This window comes from Streptomyces sp. NPDC002838 (assembly GCF_040295365.1).
GTDB lineage: Bacteria > Actinomycetota > Actinomycetes > Streptomycetales > Streptomycetaceae > Streptomyces.
Genome location: NZ_JBEOVF010000005.1, coordinates 145,261 through 164,579, shown reverse-complemented (window position 1 = coordinate 164,579; position 19,319 = coordinate 145,261). Strand labels below are relative to the sequence as shown.

Annotated in this window: 17 protein-coding genes; 3 read left to right on the top strand and 14 right to left on the bottom strand. The window is 69.8% G+C overall.

Translation table 11 applies throughout. From position 1 onward, the window contains the following. Positions 1–11: 11 nt before the first annotated feature. From rplS to proS, 7 genes are all read right to left on the bottom strand, one after another. The gene (gene rplS / locus ABT063_RS09355; protein ID WP_018531094.1) at positions 12–362 is read right to left on the bottom strand and encodes a 50S ribosomal protein L19; all 351 of its coding nucleotides are present in this window, start codon (positions 360–362) and stop codon (positions 12–14) included. Between the two features lie 135 nt (positions 363–497). Further along, positions 498–1,331, bottom strand: a complete 834-nt coding sequence (gene trmD / locus ABT063_RS09350) for a tRNA (guanosine(37)-N1)-methyltransferase TrmD (protein ID WP_351056594.1) — start codon at positions 1,329–1,331, stop codon at positions 498–500. After that, positions 1,331–1,903 carry a ribosome maturation factor RimM gene (gene rimM, locus ABT063_RS09345; RefSeq protein WP_351056593.1) on the bottom strand — a complete coding sequence of 191 codons (573 nt, stop codon included), beginning with the start codon at positions 1,901–1,903 and terminating at the stop codon, positions 1,331–1,333. Before rimM ends, trmD begins: the two co-directional genes overlap by 1 nt. A gap of 117 nt (positions 1,904–2,020) precedes the next feature. Then, a complete protein-coding gene (locus ABT063_RS09340) occupies positions 2,021–2,260 on the bottom strand; it encodes an RNA-binding protein (RefSeq protein ID WP_003973401.1) in 240 nt (79 codons plus the stop codon). Positions 2,261–2,262: 2 nt separating this feature from the next. Then, positions 2,263–2,691 carry a 30S ribosomal protein S16 gene (gene rpsP, locus ABT063_RS09335; RefSeq protein WP_351056592.1) on the bottom strand — a complete coding sequence of 143 codons (429 nt, stop codon included), beginning with the start codon at positions 2,689–2,691 and terminating at the stop codon, positions 2,263–2,265. Positions 2,692–3,060: 369 nt separating this feature from the next. Next, positions 3,061–3,663 carry a hypothetical protein gene (locus ABT063_RS09330; RefSeq protein ID WP_351056591.1) on the bottom strand — a complete coding sequence of 201 codons (603 nt, stop codon included), beginning with the start codon at positions 3,661–3,663 and terminating at the stop codon, positions 3,061–3,063. A 261-nt stretch (positions 3,664–3,924) separates the two neighbouring features. Continuing rightward, complete coding sequence (gene proS, locus ABT063_RS09325; protein ID WP_351056589.1) at positions 3,925–5,340, bottom strand: proline--tRNA ligase; 1,416 nt, start codon at positions 5,338–5,340, stop codon at positions 3,925–3,927. Positions 5,341–5,548: 208 nt separating this feature from the next. Here proS and ABT063_RS09320 point away from each other — a divergent pair, with 208 nt between their 5' ends. Next, the gene (locus ABT063_RS09320) at positions 5,549–6,406 is read left to right on the top strand and encodes an SAM-dependent methyltransferase (protein WP_351056588.1); all 858 of its coding nucleotides are present in this window, start codon (positions 5,549–5,551) and stop codon (positions 6,404–6,406) included. A gap of 54 nt (positions 6,407–6,460) precedes the next feature. Here the strand turns inward: ABT063_RS09320 and ffh are convergent, their stop codons facing one another. The 5 genes from ffh to nsdA all read right to left on the bottom strand — a co-directional run bounded on the left by ffh (position 6,461) and on the right by nsdA (position 14,079). Beyond that, the gene (ffh, locus tag ABT063_RS09315; RefSeq protein ID WP_351056587.1) at positions 6,461–8,014 is read right to left on the bottom strand and encodes a signal recognition particle protein; all 1,554 of its coding nucleotides are present in this window, start codon (positions 8,012–8,014) and stop codon (positions 6,461–6,463) included. Positions 8,015–8,095: 81 nt separating this feature from the next. After that, positions 8,096–10,549, bottom strand: coding sequence for a [protein-PII] uridylyltransferase (locus ABT063_RS09310; RefSeq protein WP_351056586.1), 2,454 nt, complete (start codon positions 10,547–10,549; stop codon positions 8,096–8,098). Between the two features lie 26 nt (positions 10,550–10,575). Then, positions 10,576–10,914, bottom strand: coding sequence for a P-II family nitrogen regulator (locus ABT063_RS09305; RefSeq protein WP_003997576.1), 339 nt, complete (start codon positions 10,912–10,914; stop codon positions 10,576–10,578). After that, positions 10,911–12,251 carry an ammonium transporter gene (locus ABT063_RS09300; RefSeq protein ID WP_351056585.1) on the bottom strand — a complete coding sequence of 447 codons (1,341 nt, stop codon included), beginning with the start codon at positions 12,249–12,251 and terminating at the stop codon, positions 10,911–10,913. Before ABT063_RS09300 ends, ABT063_RS09305 begins: the two co-directional genes overlap by 4 nt. Before the next feature lie 316 nt (positions 12,252–12,567). Further along, positions 12,568–14,079, bottom strand: coding sequence for a transcriptional repressor NsdA (nsdA, locus tag ABT063_RS09295; RefSeq protein WP_502990786.1), 1,512 nt, complete (start codon positions 14,077–14,079; stop codon positions 12,568–12,570). A 446-nt stretch (positions 14,080–14,525) separates the two neighbouring features. On the opposite strand from nsdA, the gene ABT063_RS09290 reads away from it, so the two are divergent. Beyond that, positions 14,526–15,182, top strand: coding sequence for a bifunctional DNA primase/polymerase (locus ABT063_RS09290; RefSeq protein ID WP_351056584.1), 657 nt, complete (start codon positions 14,526–14,528; stop codon positions 15,180–15,182). Positions 15,183–15,260: 78 nt separating this feature from the next. Here ABT063_RS09290 and ftsY read toward each other — a convergent pair whose 3' ends face one another. Continuing rightward, a complete protein-coding gene (gene ftsY / locus ABT063_RS09285; protein WP_351056583.1) occupies positions 15,261–16,463 on the bottom strand; it encodes a signal recognition particle-docking protein FtsY in 1,203 nt (400 codons plus the stop codon). A gap of 219 nt (positions 16,464–16,682) precedes the next feature. Between ftsY and ABT063_RS09280 the strand changes: the two genes are divergently transcribed. Then, on the top strand, positions 16,683–17,654 hold the full coding sequence (locus tag ABT063_RS09280; protein WP_351056582.1) for an LLM class flavin-dependent oxidoreductase: 972 nt from the start codon (positions 16,683–16,685) through the stop codon (positions 17,652–17,654). Between the two features lie 159 nt (positions 17,655–17,813). On the opposite strand, the gene ABT063_RS09275 is transcribed toward ABT063_RS09280, so the two are convergent. Then, complete coding sequence (locus ABT063_RS09275; RefSeq protein WP_351056581.1) at positions 17,814–19,232, bottom strand: sugar porter family MFS transporter; 1,419 nt, start codon at positions 19,230–19,232, stop codon at positions 17,814–17,816. Positions 19,233–19,319: the final 87 nt, after the last annotated feature.

The following is a 19,319-nucleotide window of genomic DNA, read 5'->3' as shown; positions in this document are numbered from 1 at the left end:
CCGAAAAGCGCTCAGTTCTCGCGCTTCTCCTTGATCTTCGCGGCCTTGCCGCGCAGCTCGCGCAGGTAGTACAGCTTGGCGCGACGCACATCGCCCTTGGTGACGAGCTCGATCTTCTCGACGATCGGGGTGTGCACCGGGAAGGTGCGCTCGACGCCGACGGAGAAGGAGACCTTGCGGACCGTGAAGGTCTCGCGGACACCGGCGCCCTGGCGACGGATGACTACGCCCTTGAACTGCTGCACACGGGAGCGGTTGCCCTCGATGACCCGGACGTGGACGTTGACGGTGTCGCCCGGACGGAAGGCCGGGACGTCGCTGCGCAGCGACGCGGCGTCGACGGAGTCGAGCAGGTGAGACATTTCGTCTGCTTTCTTCGCTGATGCCACAGGTCATCAACGGGAACTAGGTGTTCGAAAAGGAGGGCCGTGCGCGTCGGGGCGGGCGTCGTGTCCCCCTGTGGCAGGGGCGCACGCCGGACGGCGCACAACAGCGACCTATTCTTCCATGGCCTCTGGCCTGCGCCAAAATCGGCCGTACGGCTCCCCCGCCGAGTCCGGCGCCCAGCCCAGGATGGAGAGCATCTCGCGGTCCTTCTTGTCGAAGACCTTGGGGTCGCAGCGCTCGATGAGGTCGGGCCGGTTGGCGGTCGTGCGCTTCAGGGCTTCGTCCCGGCGCCAGCGGGCGATCTTGCCGTGGTGGCCGCTGAGCAGCACGTCCGGGATCTCCCGGCCGCGCCACTGGGGAGGCTTGGTGTAGACGGGCCCCTCCAGGAGGTTGGCCATGGCGCCGGGCGCGAAGGAGTCGTCCCGGTGCGACTCGGCGTTGCCCAGGACGCCGGGCAGCAGCCGCGCCACGGCCTCCGTGACGACGAGTACGGCCGCCTCGCCGCCGGCGAGCACGTAGTCGCCGATGGACACCTCGTAGACCGGCATCCGGGTCGCGTACTCGTCGATGACACGCCGGTCGATGCCCTCGTAACGGGCCGGCGTGAAGATCAGCCAGGGCCGCTCGGAGAGCTCGACGGCGAGTTCCTGGGTGAAGGGGCGGCCGCTGGGGGTGGGGACCACCAGCACCGGCCGGCCGGGTCCGGTCTCGTAGCCGTCCGCCAGGACGGAGTCCAGGGCGTCCCCCCAGGGGTCGGTCTTCATGACCATGCCGGGGCCGCCGCCGTACGGAGTGTCGTCGACGGTGTTGTGGCGGTCGTAGGTCCAGGTACGCAGGTCGTGCACATGGACGTTCAGCTGTCCACGCGCGCGTGCCTTGCCGACCAGGGAGACGTTCAGCGGCTCCAGGTACTCGGGGAAAATCGTGACGACGTCGAGCCGCATTACGCCTCGTCCCCTGCCGAGTCCCTGGAGGACGTGCTGTGTCCATCAGCGACTTCGTCAGCCTGGTCGTCGATGAGTCCCGGCGGCGGGTCGATGACCGCGCGCTGCTCCTGAAGGTCGATCTCGGTGACGATCTTCTCCACGAAGGGGATCATCACCTCGCTCCCGTCGGCCCGCTCGACGATGAAGAGGTCCTGGGAGGGCAGGTGCGAGATCTCGGTGATCCGGCCGACCTCCACGCCGTCCTTGGTCACCACGTCCAGGTCGATCAGCTGGTGGTCGTAGTACTCGTCCTCTTCCTCGGGGAGCTCCTCCGGGTCGACCTCGGCGATCAGGAGGGTGTTGCGCAACGCCTCGGCGGCGGTGCGGTCGCGGACGCCCTCGAAGCGCAGGAGCAGCCGACCGCTGTGCACCCGGCCGGCCTCGATGGTGAGCGGGCCCGTCGAGGCGGGTTCGGTGGCCAGTACGGCGCCGGGTGCGAGCCGCAGTTCGGGCTCGTCGGTGCGGACCTCGACGGTGACCTCGCCCTTGATGCCGTGGGCACGGCCGATCCGTGCGACTACGAGCTGCACTTTTCGAAGATCTCCTGTCGTAACGACGGGTGGCGACGCTTGACGAAACCCGTAACGACTACGGGCCGGGGACGGCCCAGTGGCCCTCCCCGGCCCGAGCCGGTGCTGCGTTTGGCGTCAGCGGACGTGATCGACGTCGACGAGGTCGACGCGGACACCGCGGCCGCCGATGGCGCCCACGACGGTGCGCAGAGCGCGTGCGGTGCGGCCGTTGCGGCCGATCACCTTACCGAGGTCGTCGGGGTGGACCCTGACCTCCAGTACACGCCCGCGACGCAGGTTGCGCGAGGCAACTTGCACATCGTCAGGGTTGTCGACGATGCCCTTCACGAGGTGCTCGAGAGCCTCCTCGAGCATGCTCAGGCCTCGGTCGACTCAGACGAAGACGACTCAGCCGGGGCCTCGTCCTTCTTCTCAGCCTTCTTCTTCTGGGTGATCGCCTCACCCTTGCCCTCGTCTTCGCCACCGAGGGCCTCGAACGACGGGCGCGTGGCCTTCTCGGCCGGCTGCAGCAGCGGGGGCGGGGCGGGCTCGCCCTTGTACTTCTGCCAGTCGCCGGTCTTCTTGAGGATCGCGAGCACGGGCTCGGTCGGCTGGGCGCCGACGGAGAGCCAGTACGCCACGCGGTCGGCGTTGACCTCGATGCGCGAGGGGTTCTGCACCGGGTGGTACAGGCCGATCTCCTCGATCGCACGCCCGTCACGGCGCGTGCGGGAGTCGGCGACGACGATGCGGTAGTGAGGCGAACGGATCTTGCCCAGACGCTTCAGCTTGATCTTGACTGCCACGGGAGTGGGTTCTCCTGGTTTTGACGTGGTTGGGCACGGCGAGATGGCCGCGTGGGGTTGCGGTACCCGAGTGCCCGATGGACGCGTCAGCCGGAGGCGAGAGGGTTCCTGTGCGGCTGTCGAGTACAGCTAGCCATTCTGCCATACCCTGCGGGTCGCCTTGGACCGAGGGGGCGTGGAGCTGGGCAGCCTTGAGGGGCACCCGGCGTTTCGGGTGCCGTCGGGTTCGTGGCGCAACCCGGCGCGGGCGGGGTGCCGCTGCGCCCACCCGTGCCGCCCCAGCGGCACGACTGCCCGCAGCTGTCCGAGTCGACCGCAACGGCACACCCGCTCTGCTCGTCCGGCACCCACGAGATGCCGGGAAGGCAGTCAGCTCGCCGCCGCGCCCACGACCTCCGGAATCCGGAACGGCTTTCCACAGCCGCCGCACACGATCGGTGCCTGGGCCAGGACCGACGGGACGACGCGCACATTGCGGCCGCAGTCGCAGACCGCCTTGACGCGAACGCCGCCGCCGGAGGAGCCGTGGCGGGCCGCCGGGCCGCGGAACGAACGTGCGGTGTCGGCGGCGGTCGCGGCCGTGTGGGCCTTGAGGGCGCGCTGAAGGCGCTCGATGGTCGGACGGTAGCGCCGCTTCGCCTCGGGGGTGAGCGTGACCAGGGAGAAGCCGCTGCTGGGGTGCGGCTCCTCGGGGTGGTCCAGGCCCAGCTCCTCGGCGATGGCGAGGAATCTGCGGTTGTGGTAGCGGCCGGCACGGGAGGTGTCGCGGATGCCGCGCGCGGCGGCGATGCCATGGACTGCCTCGTGAAGCAGTCGCTCGAAGGAGAGCTCGTGACCGCACGCGGACGACGACTCCCCGATCAGGGACTCTGGCGCGGCAAGGTCCGGCAGCTCGGGGTGGTACCGCTGAATGTCGGCCCACGCCTGTGCCAGCTCTGCGGCGAGAACAGGTGGTGTCTGTGTCGTGCTCACGTAATGACAACGAGCCGGGGTGCCCCAGTGTTCCGATTCCGGGGCATCCCAAATAATTTGCACGTACCCGTCAGTTGCCGCTGATGCGTCCTGACGAGGGCGGGTGCGCTGATCTGCGGAGAAGCCTCACAGCTCGTACCAAGGTGGTGCGTAGCCTGACGTACGCCCCAGCGCGTAGACCCTGTCCACGCGCCGGTGCGGCTGTGGTCGGCGGATGCGCAAGAGGCCTTTCGGTCGCTCTGGCACCGGAAGGGCGTCACCTCAGTAAGCGCGCGCCACGACCGCGACGTTACCGGGTGCGTCGTCGGCGTCGGGCACCGCCCCGTCCTCGGCGACCAGACACCGTACGGTCACCGCGTGCTCACCCAGCTTGGCCTCGCCTTCTTCGCCGAGCGCCGCCCAGGGGATACGCGCCCAGCGGCCGGCGGTGGCGGCCTCGACCGCCTCGTCGATCGTCGACACGTCGGACGTACGGGACTCGCGGCGTTCCCGGGACTGGGACAGCAGCAGCGCCTGGTCCTCCTCGAGGACGGCGGGGAGGAGACCGACGACGGAGTCCAGCGACACCGGCTCCTTGCCGCCCGGGATGCGCCGCGCCAGCATCGCCGTGCCGCTCTCCAGGTCACGGGGGCCGACCTCGATCCGTACGGGCACGCCCTTGAGCTCCCAGTCGACGGCTCGGCGACCGAACGGGGTGTCGGTGCGGTCGTCGACGTGGACCCGGAGGCCGGCCGCCTTCAGCTGATCACCGATTTCGCGGACCTTGGCCAGAACCGCGTCGTCACCCTTGATCGCGAGGACGACTACCTGGATCTGCGCCAGGCGCGGCGGGACACGAAGGCCGTTGTCGTCGCCGTGCATCATCACCAGGGCGCCGATCATGCGGGTCGTCGAGCCCCAGGAGGTCTGCCACACCAGTTCCTGAGTGCCGTCCTTCGACAGGTACTGGGTGTTGAACGCCTTGGCGAAGTTCTGGCCCAGCTCATGGCTGGTGGCCATCTGAAGGGCTTTGCCGTCGCCCATCATGCCCTCGAGTGTGAGGGTGTTGATGGCGCCGGCGAACCGCTCCTTGACGGTCTTGCGGCCGGGAACGACGTCCATCGCGAGGACGTTCACCATGAAGTCCTCATAGACCTTGCGATGGATGTGCGCGGCGAAGTCGCGCGCCTCCTCCTGCGTGGCGTGCGCCGTGTGCCCCTCCTGCCAGAGGAATTCGGTCGTACGGAGGAAGAGGCGCGGCCTGAGCTCCCAACGCACCACGTTCGCCCACTGGTTGATCAGCAACGGCAGGTCGCGGTAGCTCTGCACCCACTTCGAGAAGTAGTCGTTGATGATCATCTCGGAGGTGGGGCGGACGACTGCGGGCTCTTCGAGTTCCTTGCCGCCACCATGGGTGACCACCGCGAGCTCGGGCGCGAAGCCCTCGACGTGGTCCGCCTCGCGCGTGAGGTACGACTGCGGGATCAGCAGCGGAAAGTACGCGTTCTGGGTGCCCGTCTCCTTGATGCGGGCGTCCATCTCGGCCTGCATCCGCTCCCACAGCCCGTACCCGTACGGTCGGATGACCATGGTGCCGCGCACCGGACCGTTGTCGGCCAGTTCGGCCTTGTTGATCAGATCCTGGTACCAGCGCGGAAAGTCGTCCGCCTGGGGCGTGAGAACGGGTGCCTTTGCCATGGCGAGATGGTACGGGCCCGCGTTGCCGGAATGTGAATTCTCGCCACTCGCACAGGGAAGCCACAAGGAAGGACCGACAACCCCTGGACGCGGGCTCGAGTGCGGAGTTACCTGGCATACGGGGGACATACGGGGGGAGTGCGAGCGCACGTCACGGGGGCTACGGAAACGGGCACAGGGGAAACTCTCGGCGGATTGGGGCGCTTTGATGACACCTACGCTCGTGCGGCAACGCCTGTCCCATGCGGGAAAGACACCCCGCCTGGACCTGGGCGCACGCGCGCGTGACTGGTCCGAGATCCAGGAGCGGATGCTGGTACCGCTCTACGAGGCCGTCTACGAGCGACTGGAAGTGGGCCCCGCCACGCGGCTGTTGGGCCTCGGCTGCGGTTCCGGGCTGGCCCTGCTCATGGCGGCGTCCAGAGGAGCCGCGGTCACCGGTGTCGACTCCTCGTCGCCCGAACGGCTCGCCCTCGCGCGCGAGCGGCTGGTGCCTCAGGCGTGGGGCACGCGCGCGCGTGCCGAGACCCGGCTCGTCGACGGTTCACTCCGGGACGCGGCCGACGCCAAGGCTCCCGCGTACACCGTGGTGACCTCCTTCGAGCCCATCGGGTGTCTCGCGGGCGACTCGGAGGGGCTCGGGGAACTGCTCGCCTCGGCGACGCCGCTCGCCGAGCGCGGGGCGCCCGTGGTGCTGGCCGGCTGGGGTCCGCCGGAGCGTTGCGCCACGTCGTCGGTGCTGCGGGTGGCCACCAAGCTGGCGGATCCGCTGCGCGGCACGGGCAGTTGGCGCCCCGCCCTCCGGGACGACCTGGAGGAGGTCGCCCAGCGGGCCGGCCTCAAGCCGGACGGCTCCGGCCGGGTCGCCTGCCCCTTCGGGTACGCCGACCTCGACAGCGCCGTACGCGGGCTGCTGTCGACGGGGCTCTTCGACACGGCGATCTCCGCGACGGACCAGGAACAGGTGGACAAGGAGCTGACGGAGTCCCTGCATCCCCATCAGCGCCGGGACGGCACGGTGTGGATGCCGAACGTGTTCCGCTACTTGATCGCACGCGTGCCCTAGGCGTCCGTGGCCTTGGCCGGAGTCAGCCTTGGCCGGAGTCAGCCTTGGCCGGAGTCAGCCCATGAACTTCTTGAACTCGTCCGGCAGCTCGAAGTCCTGAGGAGCCTGCTGGCCCGGCACGCCGAAGGCGTTGCCGCCCTGGGCGGCCGCGGCCCGGCGCGCGGCCTCCTCCTGCTCCTGCTGCTTGCGCTTCATCGGGTTGCCGGAGCGCTGCTTGCCCTTGGCCTTCTTCGGCTGCTTCTTCGACCGGCCGGGGCCGCCGCCCATGCCCGGCACCCCGGGCATCCCCGGCATGCCGCCGCCCTGGGCCATGCGGGACATCATCTTGCGGGCCTCGAAGAACCGCTCGACCAGGTTCTTCACGGCGCTGACCTCGACACCGGAACCGCGTGCGATACGGGCGCGGCGCGAGCCGTTGATGATCGTCGGCTCCTGGCGCTCGGCCGGGGTCATCGACTTGATGATGGCGGCCGTGCGGTCGACGTCCCGCTCGTCGAGGTTGTTGATCTGGTCCTTGATCTGGCCCATGCCCGGGAGCATGCCGAGCAGCTTGGAGATGGAGCCCATCTTCCGGACCTGCTCCATCTGGGCCAGGAAGTCGTCCAGGGTGAAGTCCTGGCCCTTCTTCGACGCCAGCTTGGAGGCCATCTTCTCGGCCTCTTCCTGGCTGAACGTCTTCTCCGCCTGCTCGATCAGGGTGAGCAGGTCACCCATGTCGAGGATGCGGGAGGCCATTCGGTCAGGGTGGAAGGCGTCGAAGTCGTCGAGCTTCTCGCCGTTCGACGCGAACATGATCGGCTTGCCGGTGACCGAGGCGATCGACAGGGCCGCACCACCGCGGGCGTCGCCGTCGAGCTTGGAGAGCACGACGCCGTCGAAGCCGACACCGTCGCGGAAGGCCTCGGCGGTGTTGACCGCGTCCTGACCGATCATCGCGTCGACGACGAAGAGGATCTCGTCGGGTGAGACCGCGTCCCTGATGTCCGCGGCCTGCTGCATCATCTCCTGGTCGATGCCCAGGCGGCCGGCGGTGTCCACGACCACGATGTCGTGGACCTTGGACTTCGCGTGCTCGATGGAGTCCTTGGCGACCTTGACCGGGTCCCCCACGCCGTTGCCCGGCTCGGGGGCGAAGACGGCCACACCCGCCCGATCGGCGACGACACTGAGCTGGTTGACGGCGTTGGGGCGCTGGAGGTCGGCGGCGACCAGGAGCGGCGAATGGCCCTGCTCCTTCAGCCACCGGCCGAGCTTGCCCGCGAGGGTGGTCTTACCGGCACCCTGCAGACCCGCCAGCATGATCACGGTCGGCGGCTGCTTGGCGAACCGGAGGCGCCGGGTCTCGCCGCCGAGGATCGTGACGAGTTCCTCGTTGACGATCTTCAGGACCTGCTGGGCGGGGTTCAGCGCCTTGGAGACCTCGGCGCCGAGGGCACGCTCCTTGACGTTCTTGATGAACGTCCGCACGACAGGCAGGGCGACATCGGCTTCGAGGAGCGCGATGCGGATCTCGCGCGCCGTGGCGTCGATATCCGCTTCGCTCAAGCGCCCCTTGCCGCGCAAGTTCTTGAAGGTCGCTGAAAGGCGATCGGAAAGAGTATCGAACACGGCGGCGTCGGTCCTCGGGGTCGGTGACAGGCTAGAGAGTCGCCCTCCAGGGTATCCCGGCCACACAAGACCGGGTCACGGTCATGCCCGCAACGTCTCCTCCAGCGTCCGAGCCGCCGCGGCCGCCTCGTCGCCCGGCAACGGCAGCCCTTCGGCGTTCGTCACGTAAAAGGCGTCGACCGCGTTGGAACCCAGCGTGCTGACATGCGCACTACGCATTCGCATCCCCGCGTCCTCCAGCGCCCGGCCGATGCGGAACAGCAGCCCGGGGGCGTCCTGGGCCCGCACCTCTATCACTGTGGCCAGGCGCGACGCGGCCGGGTGGACCGTCACCCGGGCCGGGGGTGCCACGACACCCCGGCGGCGGGGATACGCGGCGTCGCGCTCGGCCAACCGCCCCGCGATGTCCAGGGACCCGTCCAGGGCCCGTACGAGGTCGGCGCGCAGCCGGGCGGCCTGGGGCAGGGAGCCGTACTGGGCGGCGACCCGCCAGTTCAGCAGCAGGACGGAGCCCTCGACGCCGTCGGGCAGGTCCAGGGCGCGCAGTTCGGCGGTGCGGACGGTGAGGCGGTGCATGGCGAGGACGCCGGCGACCGCGGGCAGGACGCCCGACTGGTCGGGGACGGCGATCAGCAGCTCCACGCCCAGCGGCTCGGGGTCCTCCGCGACGGACGGGTCGTGGTCGGCGGGCGGCTCCGTCTGGGCGCGCAGCGCCAGCACCGGGCCGCCCGTCGCGACCGCCTCGATCGCGAGCCTCTCCTGCTCGGCGGTGGGCGTGGCGTCCTCGATCTCGTCGGAGGCGTCCCCGGCGAGGACGGCCGCGACTCGCTTCACCAGGTCGGCGACTAGTGAGCCCCGCCAGGACGACCAGGCGGCCGGGCCGGTGGCCAGCGCGTCCGCCTCGGTGAGGGCGTGCAGCAGTTCCAGCGTGCTCTGCGTGCCGACGGCCTCGGCGACCGAGCGCACGGTGGCCGGGTCCTCCAGGTCGCGCCGGGTGGCGGTGTCGATGAGCAGCAGGTGATGCCGTACGAGCGTGGAGAGCACGGTCACGTCCGCGCGGTCGAAACCGATGCGGGCGGCCACGTCCTTGGCGATGATCTCGCCGGCCACCGAGTGGTCGCCGGGCCAGCCCTTGCCGATGTCGTGCAGCAGCGCGGCGACCAGGAGGAGGTCGGGGCGGCTGACGCGGCGGGTGAACTCGGCGGCGCGGACGGCGGTCTCGATCAGGTGCCGGTCGACGGTCCAGATGTGCACGGCGTTGCGTTGCGGCCGGCAGCGGACCCGCTCCCAGTCGGGCAGCAGCCGGGTGATGAGGCCTTCGGCCTCCAGGGCCTCCCAGACGTCGACGGTCGGGCGGCCGGAGCCGAGCAGGGTGACCAGTTGCTCGCGTGCCTCTGCGGGCCAGGGTGTGGGCAGGGGGCGCACGGTGGCCGCCATGCGCCGTACGGCGTGCAGGGAGAGCGGGAGCCCGGCCTGCGCGGCGGCGGCCGCGGCACGCAGGGGGAGCACGGGGTCGCGTTCGGGGCGCGCGGCGCGGGCGAGCACCACCTCGCCGTCCTGCTCGACCACGCCCTCCGCCAGCGGAGACCTTTCGGCAACCGCCTTCCCGCCGCCCAGCATGGCGCGCAGACGTGGCCGCACGGCGCGCGACCTGAGCACGCGCCCCACTTCACGCCAGGTGACATCACTGGCGTACGAGATGACCCGTGCCGCCTCGTACACCTGCCGCAGGAGCGTGTCGGCGTCCAGGAGGCCGAGCTCGGCGGCGACCTGGTCCTGCTCCTGGAGCGCGAGCCGGTCGGTGGCGCGGCCCGTCGTCAGGTGCAGGGCGTCACGGACGTCGAGCAGCCTGCGCCGGGCGTCGTCGAGGCCCTCGCGCGGGGCGTCGGCCAGCCAGGAGGCGGCGACGGCGCGCAGGGCGGTGGCGTCGCGCAGGCCACCGCGGGCTTCCTTGAGGTCGGGTTCGAGCAGGTACTGCAGCTCGCCCTGTCGTTCGGCGCGCTCGGCGCACAGCTCCTGGAGCTCGGGGAGCCGCTTCGGTGCCTGGTTGCGCCAGTCGGCGAGGACCGCCGTACGCAGTCCGGCCGTCAGCCCCAGGTCGCCCGCGAGGTGGCGGGCGTCCAGCAGACCCAGCTGCACCTTCAGGTCTTCGCCTGCGGTCTTGCGGGCCTCGGCCGGCGTCCGCACCGAATGGTCGAGGGCGAGGCCGAGGTCCCAGACCGGATACCAGATGCGGTCGGCCAGCGCGGCGACCGCGTCGGAGTCACTGCCGTCGTGCAGCAGGAGCAGGTCCAGGTCGCTGCGTGGGGACAGCTCGCCGCGGCCGTAACCGCCGACAGCGATCAAAGAGACCCCGCGCATGCCCTCCGCGCCCGCACCGAACAGCCCCGACAGCCAGTCGTCGGTCAGCTCCGACAGGGCCGTACGGCGCGGCGGCCCGGACTGCGCCCCCTCGGTGAGGAGGCGCAGCCGGGCCGCCGCGTAGCCGCTGGGTCCCGAGTCCTCTGCTTCCTTGCGCACGTCCGTACTCGTCACCCAGCGACTCCTGTTCTGTTCTGCCGTCAGAGCGCGTCCGGGCCGCGCTCGCCGGTCCGCACCCGTACAGCCGTCTCGACCGGGAGGGACCAGACCTTGCCGTCACCGATCTTGCCGGTGCGGGCCGCCTTGACGATGACGTCGATCAGCTGCTCGGCGTCGTCGTCCTCGGCCAGCACCTCGATCCGGATCTTGGGGACCAGGTCGACGGTGTACTCGGCACCGCGGTAGACCTCGGTGTGGCCCCGCTGACGACCGTAGCCGCTCGCCTCGGTGACCGTCAGGCCGTGCACGCCGAAGGCCTGGAGGGCTTCCTTGATCTCGTCGAGCCGGTGGGGCTTCACGACGGCCGTGATGAGCTTCATGCGTCCACCTTCTTGCTCGCAGTGTCGGCGGCCGGGGTCGGGACGGCGTTCCGGGCGGCACCGCCGCCGGCGCCGCTGAAGTCGTATGCGGTCTCGGCGTGCTCGGCCTGGTCGATGCCGGCCACCTCTTCGTCCTCGGAGACCCGCATACCGATGGTCTTCTCAAGGATGAAGGCGAGGATCGCGGAGACCACCAGGGAGTAGGCGAGGACCGCGAAGACACCGGCGCACTGCTTCCAGAACTGCTCCATGCCGCCGCCGTAGAAGAGGCCCTCGACGTCGGACTGGCCCTTGCCGCTGGCGAGGAAGCCGACCAGCAGGGAGCCGACGACACCGCCGACCAGGTGGACGCCGACGACGTCGAGCGAGTCGTCGTAGCCGAACTTGTACTTCAGGCCGACGGCCATGGCGCACAGCACACCGGCGACGACGCCGACGACGATCGCGCCGATCGGGGAGACCGCGCCACCCGACGGGGTGATGGCGACCAGACCGGCGACCGCGCCGGAGGCGGCGCCCAGCGTGGTGAACGCGCCGTGGCGGATCTTCTCGTAAGCGAGCCAGGCCAGCATGGCGGCGGCGGTGGCGATCTGCGTGTTGACGAACATCAGCGCGCCGACGCCGTCGTCGTTGCCGAGCCACGAGCCGGCGTTGAAGCCGAACCAGCCGAACCACAGGAGTCCTGCGCCGAGCATGACCAGCGGGAGGCTGTGCGGGCGCATCGGGTCCTTCTTGAAGCCGATGCGCTTGCCGATGACCAGGATCACGCCGAGCGCCGCGGCACCGGCGTTGATGTGGACCGCCGTACCACCGGCGAAGTCGATCACGCCCATGTCGAAGGCCCAGCCGCCCTCACCCCAGACCCAGTGGGCGACGGGGAAGTAGACGATCGTGGCCCACAGGGCGACGAACAGCGCCCACGCCGTGAACTTCACGCGGTCCGCGAGAGCACCGCTGATCAGAGCCGGCGTGATGATCGCGAACATCAGCTGGAAGACGAGGAAGGCGAGGATGGGGATGTTGTACGTGCCCCACAGCTCGGTCAGGCCGATGTCGCTGAGGCCGACCCAGTCGGAGTTCCAGCCGATGATGTGGCCGGAGTCCGTTCCAAAGGCCATGGAGAAGCCGTACAGCACCCACAGGATGGTGACGATCCCCAGGCTGATGAAGCTCATCATCAGCATGTTCAGGGTGCTCTTGACGCGGACCATGCCTCCGTAGAAGAAGGCCAGGCCCGGCGTCATGAGCATCACCAGGGCGGAACAGATGAGCATAAAACCTGTGTTGGCGGGCGACAGCTCTACGTCTGCCGCCAGCGTGATGGCTGCTGGTGCCATCGGCGTCTCCTCGTCATTGGTACGGCCCCGTGCGGGCGGAAGCCTGAGCGGATTGAGGGGCGGGCCGGTTATGCGCCATGAGATTGGCGCAGCGCGGTTTCGGTGGAAGCCCCTCGTTGTTTCGCCGCCGTGACGAAGGCGCCTTCTGTGTTACGCGTAGATGAACTGGCAGATGTTCGGCTGCGCGATCGTTATCGTGGCGCAACCTACGGGGGTCCGGCCGCGGTCGGCCTTCCGATGACCTGGCACGGGGGAGCCGAGTCGGGCAGTTCGGGAGGGCCGGCCACGGCCGGGGTTCAGGGGTTTCTCCGGGGTCTCAGACCGCTTCGGCGGTCTCGGGCAGCTCGATGGCGAGCTGCTCGGTGAGGTCCACGACCTCCGCGAGATCGCCGAAATCGCGTACGGCCGTGTCGACCGTCTTTCGGATACGAGTGCTGACCCTCTCGGAGCGGACCTTCTTGGCGATCTGCATGGCCTGCCCGGTCAGCACAGTGCTCTGCTCGGGCTCGCGCTGCAGCAGGTGCACGGTGGCCATCCCGATCAGGTTCAGTGCGTACGACCGCTGGTGCTCGGTGTCCTCGGCGAAGAGCTCGACGGCCCGCCGCATCAGGGGCTCGGCGAGGGAGGCGTAGGTGGGGCTGCGGCCGGCGACATAGGCGAGATCGCGGTAGGAGTGGGAGTTCTCGCCGTACAGCTCGGCCTCCGAGAAGAAGCGGATCCAGTCGGGGTCCGGCTCGTCCCACTCGTCGGCGTCGGCGAAGGTGTCCTCGGCCATCCGGACCGCCCGCTTGCACTTGCCGGGCTGCCCCATGTTGGCGTAGGCGCGGGCCTCCATCGCATACAGCATGGACTGGGTGCGCGGGCTCGCGCAGTCCCGGCTGCCGTACTGCGCGAGGTGGATCAGCTCCAGGGCGTCCTCGGGTCGACCGAGGTGGATCATCTGGCGGCTCATGCTCGACAGGACGTACGAGCCGAGCGGCTTGTCGCCGGCCTCCTTGGCGGCGTGCAGGGCGAGGACGAAGTACTTCTGCGCGGTGGGCTGCAGCCCGACGTCGTACGACATCCAGCCGGCCAGCTCCGCCAGCTCGGCGGCGACCTTGAACAGCTTGCGGGTGGTGGTCTCGGGCTGGGGTTCCTGGAGGAGGTCGGTCACCTCGTGCAGCTGACCGACGACCGCCTTGCGGCGCAGACCGCCGCCGCACTGGGCGTCCCACTGCCGGAACATCACGGTCGTCGACTCGAGGAGATCCAGCTCGGGCTTGGACAGGCGGCCGCGGCGGGACGCGGGGGACGACGGTTCGGGCTCCTGGTACGGCGCCGGGGGCGCGGGCACCAGCCAGCGCTGCATGGGCTCGATGAGGGACGGGCCCGCGGACAGGACCAGCGAGGTCCCGAGGAAGCCGCGCCGCGCCAGCATCAGGTCGCTGCGCGAGAACTCGCTGAGCAGGGCCACCGTCTGCGGACCCGTCCAGGGCAGGTCGACGCCGGTCGCGGAGGGCGCCTGACGGGCCGTGCGCAGGCCGAGGTCCTCGATCGAGACGACACAGCCGAACCGCTCGGAGAACAGCTCGGACAGGATCCGGGGGATCGGCTCGCGGGGGTTCTCGCCGTCCAGCCAACGGCGCACGCGCGAGGTGTCGGTGGAGATGTGGTTGGCCCCCAACTGGCGAGCCCGGCGGTTGACTTGCCGGGCGAGCTCCCCCTTGGACCAGCCGCTGCGCACGAACCACGAGGTGAGCAGCTCGTTCGGGCGCTTGTCAGCGTTCGTGGCGTGCATCGCGTTCGTCGCGTTCGTCGCGTCTGTCCCGCTGTCGCCGTTGCCGCTCACTGGAACGCCCCCATCCCTGAGACCACTTGTCACTGAGTGCGCCAAGCCTTATCAGAATGCCGGTAAATACGGCCGCCCGTCCGGCGGTTGTCATCCTTCGAACGCGAAGCCGACTTGCCTCCGGCATACCCACAAGCGCATGTGCCCCCAGGACTCGCACACTCAAAGTAATCCTACGATCACGCGTCCAGCCATGGCGATCCCGGAAACGCCACCATTCGCCACCCCTTCGAATGAACTCACGGTCGCCTCCTCGCGATTCACTTGACAGAGGACTATCGGGAGTGGGCGCAGCGACGCACTCAGGGGCGCACGCGGCCGAGTGCACCACCCGTGACGCTTCCGGGCGCTGCCATAACCCGGAAGTGGTACCGGAAATGGCGACAGAGAGTCACAATGTGCGTTCGTGGCGTAACCACTTGCAGGCCGGACACGTTGGAGGGGGTATGGGCTTCACGATCGGCGGCATTCGGGAGATCCGCTCCGGCTCGCGCAGGCGCGGCCGCTCGTCGGAGTGCACCGCGGTCGCCGAGTTCACCGGACTCTGGGGCTGGGACGTCGCACCCGGCGCGCGCACCGCGGCCGGCGCCTGCTCGTGCGGCCGTGCCGACTGCGCCGCTCCCGGCGCGCATCCGCTCGACTTCGCGCCCCACGTCCCGGCCGGCGCCACGCTGGACGAGGTGACCAGGGCGTGGTCCGAGTTCCCCGGCGCGTCGATGATGCTGCCGGTCGGCCGGGCGTTCGACGTGATCGAGGTGGCCGAGCCCGCCGGGCGCCGCGCCCTGATCCGGCTGGAGCGCATGGGCCTCCCCCTCGGCCCGGTGACCGCCACCCCGGAGGGCCGCGCCCACTTCTTCGTCGCCCCCGGCGCCGCCGCCGAACTCCCCGAGCTGCTCTACCGCATGGGCTGGGACGACCCGACCTCCCTCGACCTGCGCGGTCTGGGCCCCGGTACGTACATCACGGCCCCGCCCTCCGACCGGGGCGGGCTGGGTCCGGTGCGGTGGATGCGCTCCCCCGCCCTGGATACGGCGAGCAAGCCGCCGACGGCCAGGTTGATGCTGGGGACGCTGGCCTATGTGGCGCATCGGTCGCGGGCGTAAGAGCCTACGGCGTACACAGCGAAGCGCCCGCTTCCCAACTGCACCTTGGGGCGGGCGCTTCTTCGCGGATTTGGCCGGTCACTCCCCGATAAGCGCATCCACGAACGCCTCCGGCTCGAACGGCGCCAGGTCGTCCGCACCCTCGCCGAGACCCACCAGCTTGACCGGCACGCCCAGCTCGCGCTGCACCGCGACGACGATGCCGCCCTTCGCCGTGCCGTCCAGCTTGGTGAGCACGATGCCGGTGATGTCGACGACCTCGGCGAAGACACGGGCCTGGACCAGGCCGTTCTGCCCGGTCGTCGCATCCAGCACGAGCAGCACCTCGTCCAGCGGTGCGTGCTTCTCGACGACCCGCTTGACCTTGCCGAGCTCGTCCATGAGGCCGGTCTTGGTGTGCAGACGGCCGGCGGTGTCGATGAGCACGACGTCGGCGCCCATCTCCTTGCCCTCCTTCACCGCGTCGAAGGCGACGGAGGCCGGGTCGCCGGCCTCCGGACCGCGCACGGTGTAGGCGCCGACCCGCTCGCCCCAGGTCTGCAGCTGGTCGGCGGCGGCGGCACGGAAGGTGTCGGCGGCGCCCAGGACGACACTGCGGCCGTCGGCCACGAGGACGCGGGCGAGCTTGCCGGTGGTGGTGGTCTTGCCGGTGCCGTTCACGCCGACGACCATCACGATGCCGGGCTTGCTGGTCTCGGGCTCGGTCCTGACCGTGCGGTCGAAGTCGGTGCCGACCAGCTTGAGCAGCTCCTCGCGCAGCAGGCCGCGCAGCTCGTCGGGGGTGCGGGTGCCGAGCACCTTCACGCGCTCGCGCAGGCTCTCGACCAGCTCCTGGGTGGGCTGCACGCCGACGTCGGCGGTGAGGAGGGTGTCCTCGATCTCCTCCCAGGTGTCGTCGTCGAGGTGCTCGCGCGACAGCAGGGTGAGCAAACCCTTGCCGAGGGCGTTCTGCGAGCGGGAGAGCCTGGCACGGAGGCGGACGAGCCGCCCGGCCGTGGGCTCGGGGATCTCGATCTCGGGGACTTCGATGGATGGCGGTTCCTCGACGGCGACGGGAGCCGAGCCGTCCGGAAGGTCCACCTCCTCTATCGTCCGGCGCGGTTCTTCGCGCGGCGTCTCGGCCTCGTCGCCGACGTGCGGCTCGGCCGGAGGGGCGGTGATGTCGGGCGCGGCGGGGGGCGGCGGGGGCAGCGGCTTCCGGCGCCGACTGCCGACGATGAGCCCACCGACCGTGCCGAGCACGACCAAGGCGATGACTACAGCAAGGATGACGATGTCCATAACCCGTCCAGTATCCATCCCTCCCCGGGGAGGGGCGTTGCTCCACAGGGCGTCGTCTTCCGATCGTCTTCCGTGTCGTCTTCCGTAGCTTCCTACAAGGAACCCACCCCGACGCCATGTCCATTTCATCGCGTTCACCGCGGGCTCGCGACTCTGGATGTCTGACGCACCGTCAGCTACGGTCCCCTTTCGCATCCACCGTGTGAAGGGGGATTCCCCATGCCCGTCTCAGTCGTACGTTTCAACCTCGTCGAGCCCGGCGCCACCCCCGCCTCGCTCAGCGCGCGCTACAAGGCCGCCCTGGAGATGGCCGCGTACGCCGACGACCGCGGGATCACCACCGTGCAGACCGAGGAGCACCACGGCGTCGCCAACAACTGGCTGCCGTCGCCGTTCGCCTTCGCGGGTGCCGTCTTCGGGGCCACCCGGCGTATCGCGGTCACGGTCTCGGCGGTCATCGGCCCGCTGCACGACCCGCTGCGGCTGGCCGAGGACATCGCCGTACTGGACCTGCTGAGCGGCGGCCGGCTGGTGACGGTCGCCGGGATCGGGTACCGGCCCGAGGAGTACGCGCAGTTCGACGTGGAGTGGAAGCGGCGCGGGAAGATCCAGGACGAGGTTCTGGAGACGGTCCTCAAGGCCTGGACCGGCGAGGAGTTCACGTACCGGGGCCGTACCGTACGGGTCACCCCGCGCCCGTACACCGACCCGCACCCCCTCCTCCTCGTCGGCGGCTCCTCGAAAGCCGCCGCCCGCCGGGCCGCCCGGCTCGGGCTGCCGTTCTTCCCCAGCGCGCATCTGCCGGAGCTGGAGGCGTACTACAAGGAGCGGCTCGTCGAGTACGGCACCGAGGGCTGGACCATGATGCCCGCCGCCGAGACACCGCTGCTGCACGTCGCCGAGGACCCGGACGAGGCATGGGCCCGGTACGGCAAGCACTTCCTGCACGAGGCTCGGACGTACGCCTCCTGGCAGTCCGGGGACATCCGGTCGGCGGTGAAGTCGGCGGCCACGACGGTGGAGGAGCTGCGCGCGGAGGGCGTGTACCGGATTCTGACGCCGGAGGAGTGCGTGGCGCTGGGGTTCGACAACTACGTACTGCATCCGTTGTCGGGCGGGATGCCGGTGGAGGAGGGGTGGCGGAGTCTGCGTCTGTTCTGCGAGCGGGTGCTGCCCGGGCTCGGTGGTTGATCCTCTCGGGGGTCGATCCTCTCGGGGGTCGACCCTTCGCATACGACACCGCCGCCCCGGTTCGGCGGTGGCCGAGCCGGGGCGGCGGCGGGGATACGAGGAGAGGGGCAGCGGGGACTCGGCCCGTCTCCCCGAGTTCGAGGGCCTCGGGTACGAGGCTCAGCCCATCTCCTCCAGCGCCTTGCCCTTCGTCTCCTTGACGTACTTGAGGACGAACGGGATCGAGAGCGCGGCGAAGACCGTGTAGATCACGTAGGTGAAGGAGAGGTTCCAGTCGGCCAGCGACGGGAAGCTCGCGGTGATGGCCCAGTTGGCGATCCACTGCGCGGCGGCGGCCACGCCCAGGGCGGCGGCGCGGATCTTGTTCGGGAACATCTCGCCGAGGAAGACCCAGACGACCACACCCCAGGACAGGGCGAAGAAGAGGACGAACACGTGGGCGGCGATCAGGGCGATCCAGCCCTGCGTGGCCGGCAGCTTGCCGTCGACCAGGTTGTACGAGAACGCCCAGGCCTCCAGCGCGAGGCCGATCACCATGCCGACGGAGCCGATGAGGGCCAGCGGCCTACGGCCGATCCGGTCGACGAAGATCATGGCGATCACGGTGCCGACGATGTTGATGATCGACGTCGTGAACGAGTAGAAGAACGAGTCCGTCGGGTCGACACCGACCGACTGCCACAGCGTCGAGGAGTAGTAGAACGCGACGTTGATGCCGACGAACTGCTGGAAGACCGACAGGCCGATGCCGATCCAGACGATCGGCTTGAAGAAGAAGCTGCCGCCCAGCAGGTCCTTGAAGGTCGACTTGTGCTCGCTCTTCATGGCGAGCTCGATCTCGGCGACGCGGGCGTCCAGGTCGATCTCCCTGCCCTCGACCTCGGTGAGGATCTCGCGGGCGCGCTCGTGCTTGCCGACGGAGATCAAAAAGCGCGGGGACTCGGGGATCGCGAAGGAGAGCAGGCCGTACAGGACGGCCGGGACGACCATGACGCCGAGCATGACCTGCCAGGCCTCCAGGCCCATGAGCTTGCCGCGCTGGTCACCGTCGGCGGCGTTCAGCAGACCCCAGTTGACCAGCTGTGACACGGCGATGCCGATGACGATCGCGGCCTGCTGGAAGGAGCCGAGGCGGCCGCGGTAGGCGGGCGGGGCGACCTCGGCGATGTAGGCGGGGCCGATCACGGAGGCCATGCCGATGGCGAAGCCGCCGACGATCCGCCAGAAGGCGAGGTCGTACAGCGAGAAGGGCAGCGCCGAGCCGACGGCGCTGACCGTGAAGAGGACAGCGGCGATCTGCATGCACCGGATGCGGCCGATGCGGTCGGCTATGCGGCCGGCGGTCGCCGCGCCGATGGCACAGCCGACCAGGGCGATGGCGATGACCTGCGCCAGGGCTGCCGATCCGATGTCGTAGCGGTCACGGATGGCCTCGACCGCGCCGTTGATCACGGAGCTGTCGTAGCCGAAGAGGAAACCGCCCATCGCGGCCGCCGCCGCGATGAAGATGACGTGCCCGAGATGATCGGGGTGAGCCGTCCTGGCTCCTGACTTGGGTGCCTGCGTACTGCTGGTCACGTGTACTCCTCGGGCCACCGGCAACGCTGCCGGATGGGGTCAGCCCTTCGAGGTCCACCTGTAGGTACCTGAAGGTAAAAGCAACGT

What these genes read in the sequence shown, in the direction of transcription:
- rplS (WP_018531094.1), bottom strand. Translation starts at nt 362, where the DNA reads ATGTCTCACCTGCTCGACTCCGTCGACGCCGCGTCGCTGCGCAGCGAC.
- trmD (WP_351056594.1), bottom strand. Translation starts at nt 1,331, where the DNA reads ATGCGGCTCGACGTCGTCACGATTTTCCCCGAGTACCTGGAGCCGCTG.
- ABT063_RS09340 (WP_003973401.1), bottom strand. Translation starts at nt 2,260, where the DNA reads ATGCTCGAGGAGGCTCTCGAGCACCTCGTGAAGGGCATCGTCGACAAC.
- proS (WP_351056589.1), bottom strand. Translation starts at nt 5,340, where the DNA reads ATGGCAAAGGCACCCGTTCTCACGCCCCAGGCGGACGACTTTCCGCGC.
- ABT063_RS09320 (WP_351056588.1), top strand. Translation starts at nt 5,549, where the DNA reads ATGACACCTACGCTCGTGCGGCAACGCCTGTCCCATGCGGGAAAGACA.
- ABT063_RS09305 (WP_003997576.1), bottom strand. Translation starts at nt 10,914, where the DNA reads ATGAAGCTCATCACGGCCGTCGTGAAGCCCCACCGGCTCGACGAGATC.
- ABT063_RS09300 (WP_351056585.1), bottom strand. Translation starts at nt 12,251, where the DNA reads ATGGCACCAGCAGCCATCACGCTGGCGGCAGACGTAGAGCTGTCGCCC.
- ABT063_RS09290 (WP_351056584.1), top strand. Translation starts at nt 14,526, where the DNA reads ATGGGCTTCACGATCGGCGGCATTCGGGAGATCCGCTCCGGCTCGCGC.
- ftsY (WP_351056583.1), bottom strand. Translation starts at nt 16,463, where the DNA reads ATGGACATCGTCATCCTTGCTGTAGTCATCGCCTTGGTCGTGCTCGGC.
- ABT063_RS09280 (WP_351056582.1), top strand. Translation starts at nt 16,683, where the DNA reads ATGCCCGTCTCAGTCGTACGTTTCAACCTCGTCGAGCCCGGCGCCACC.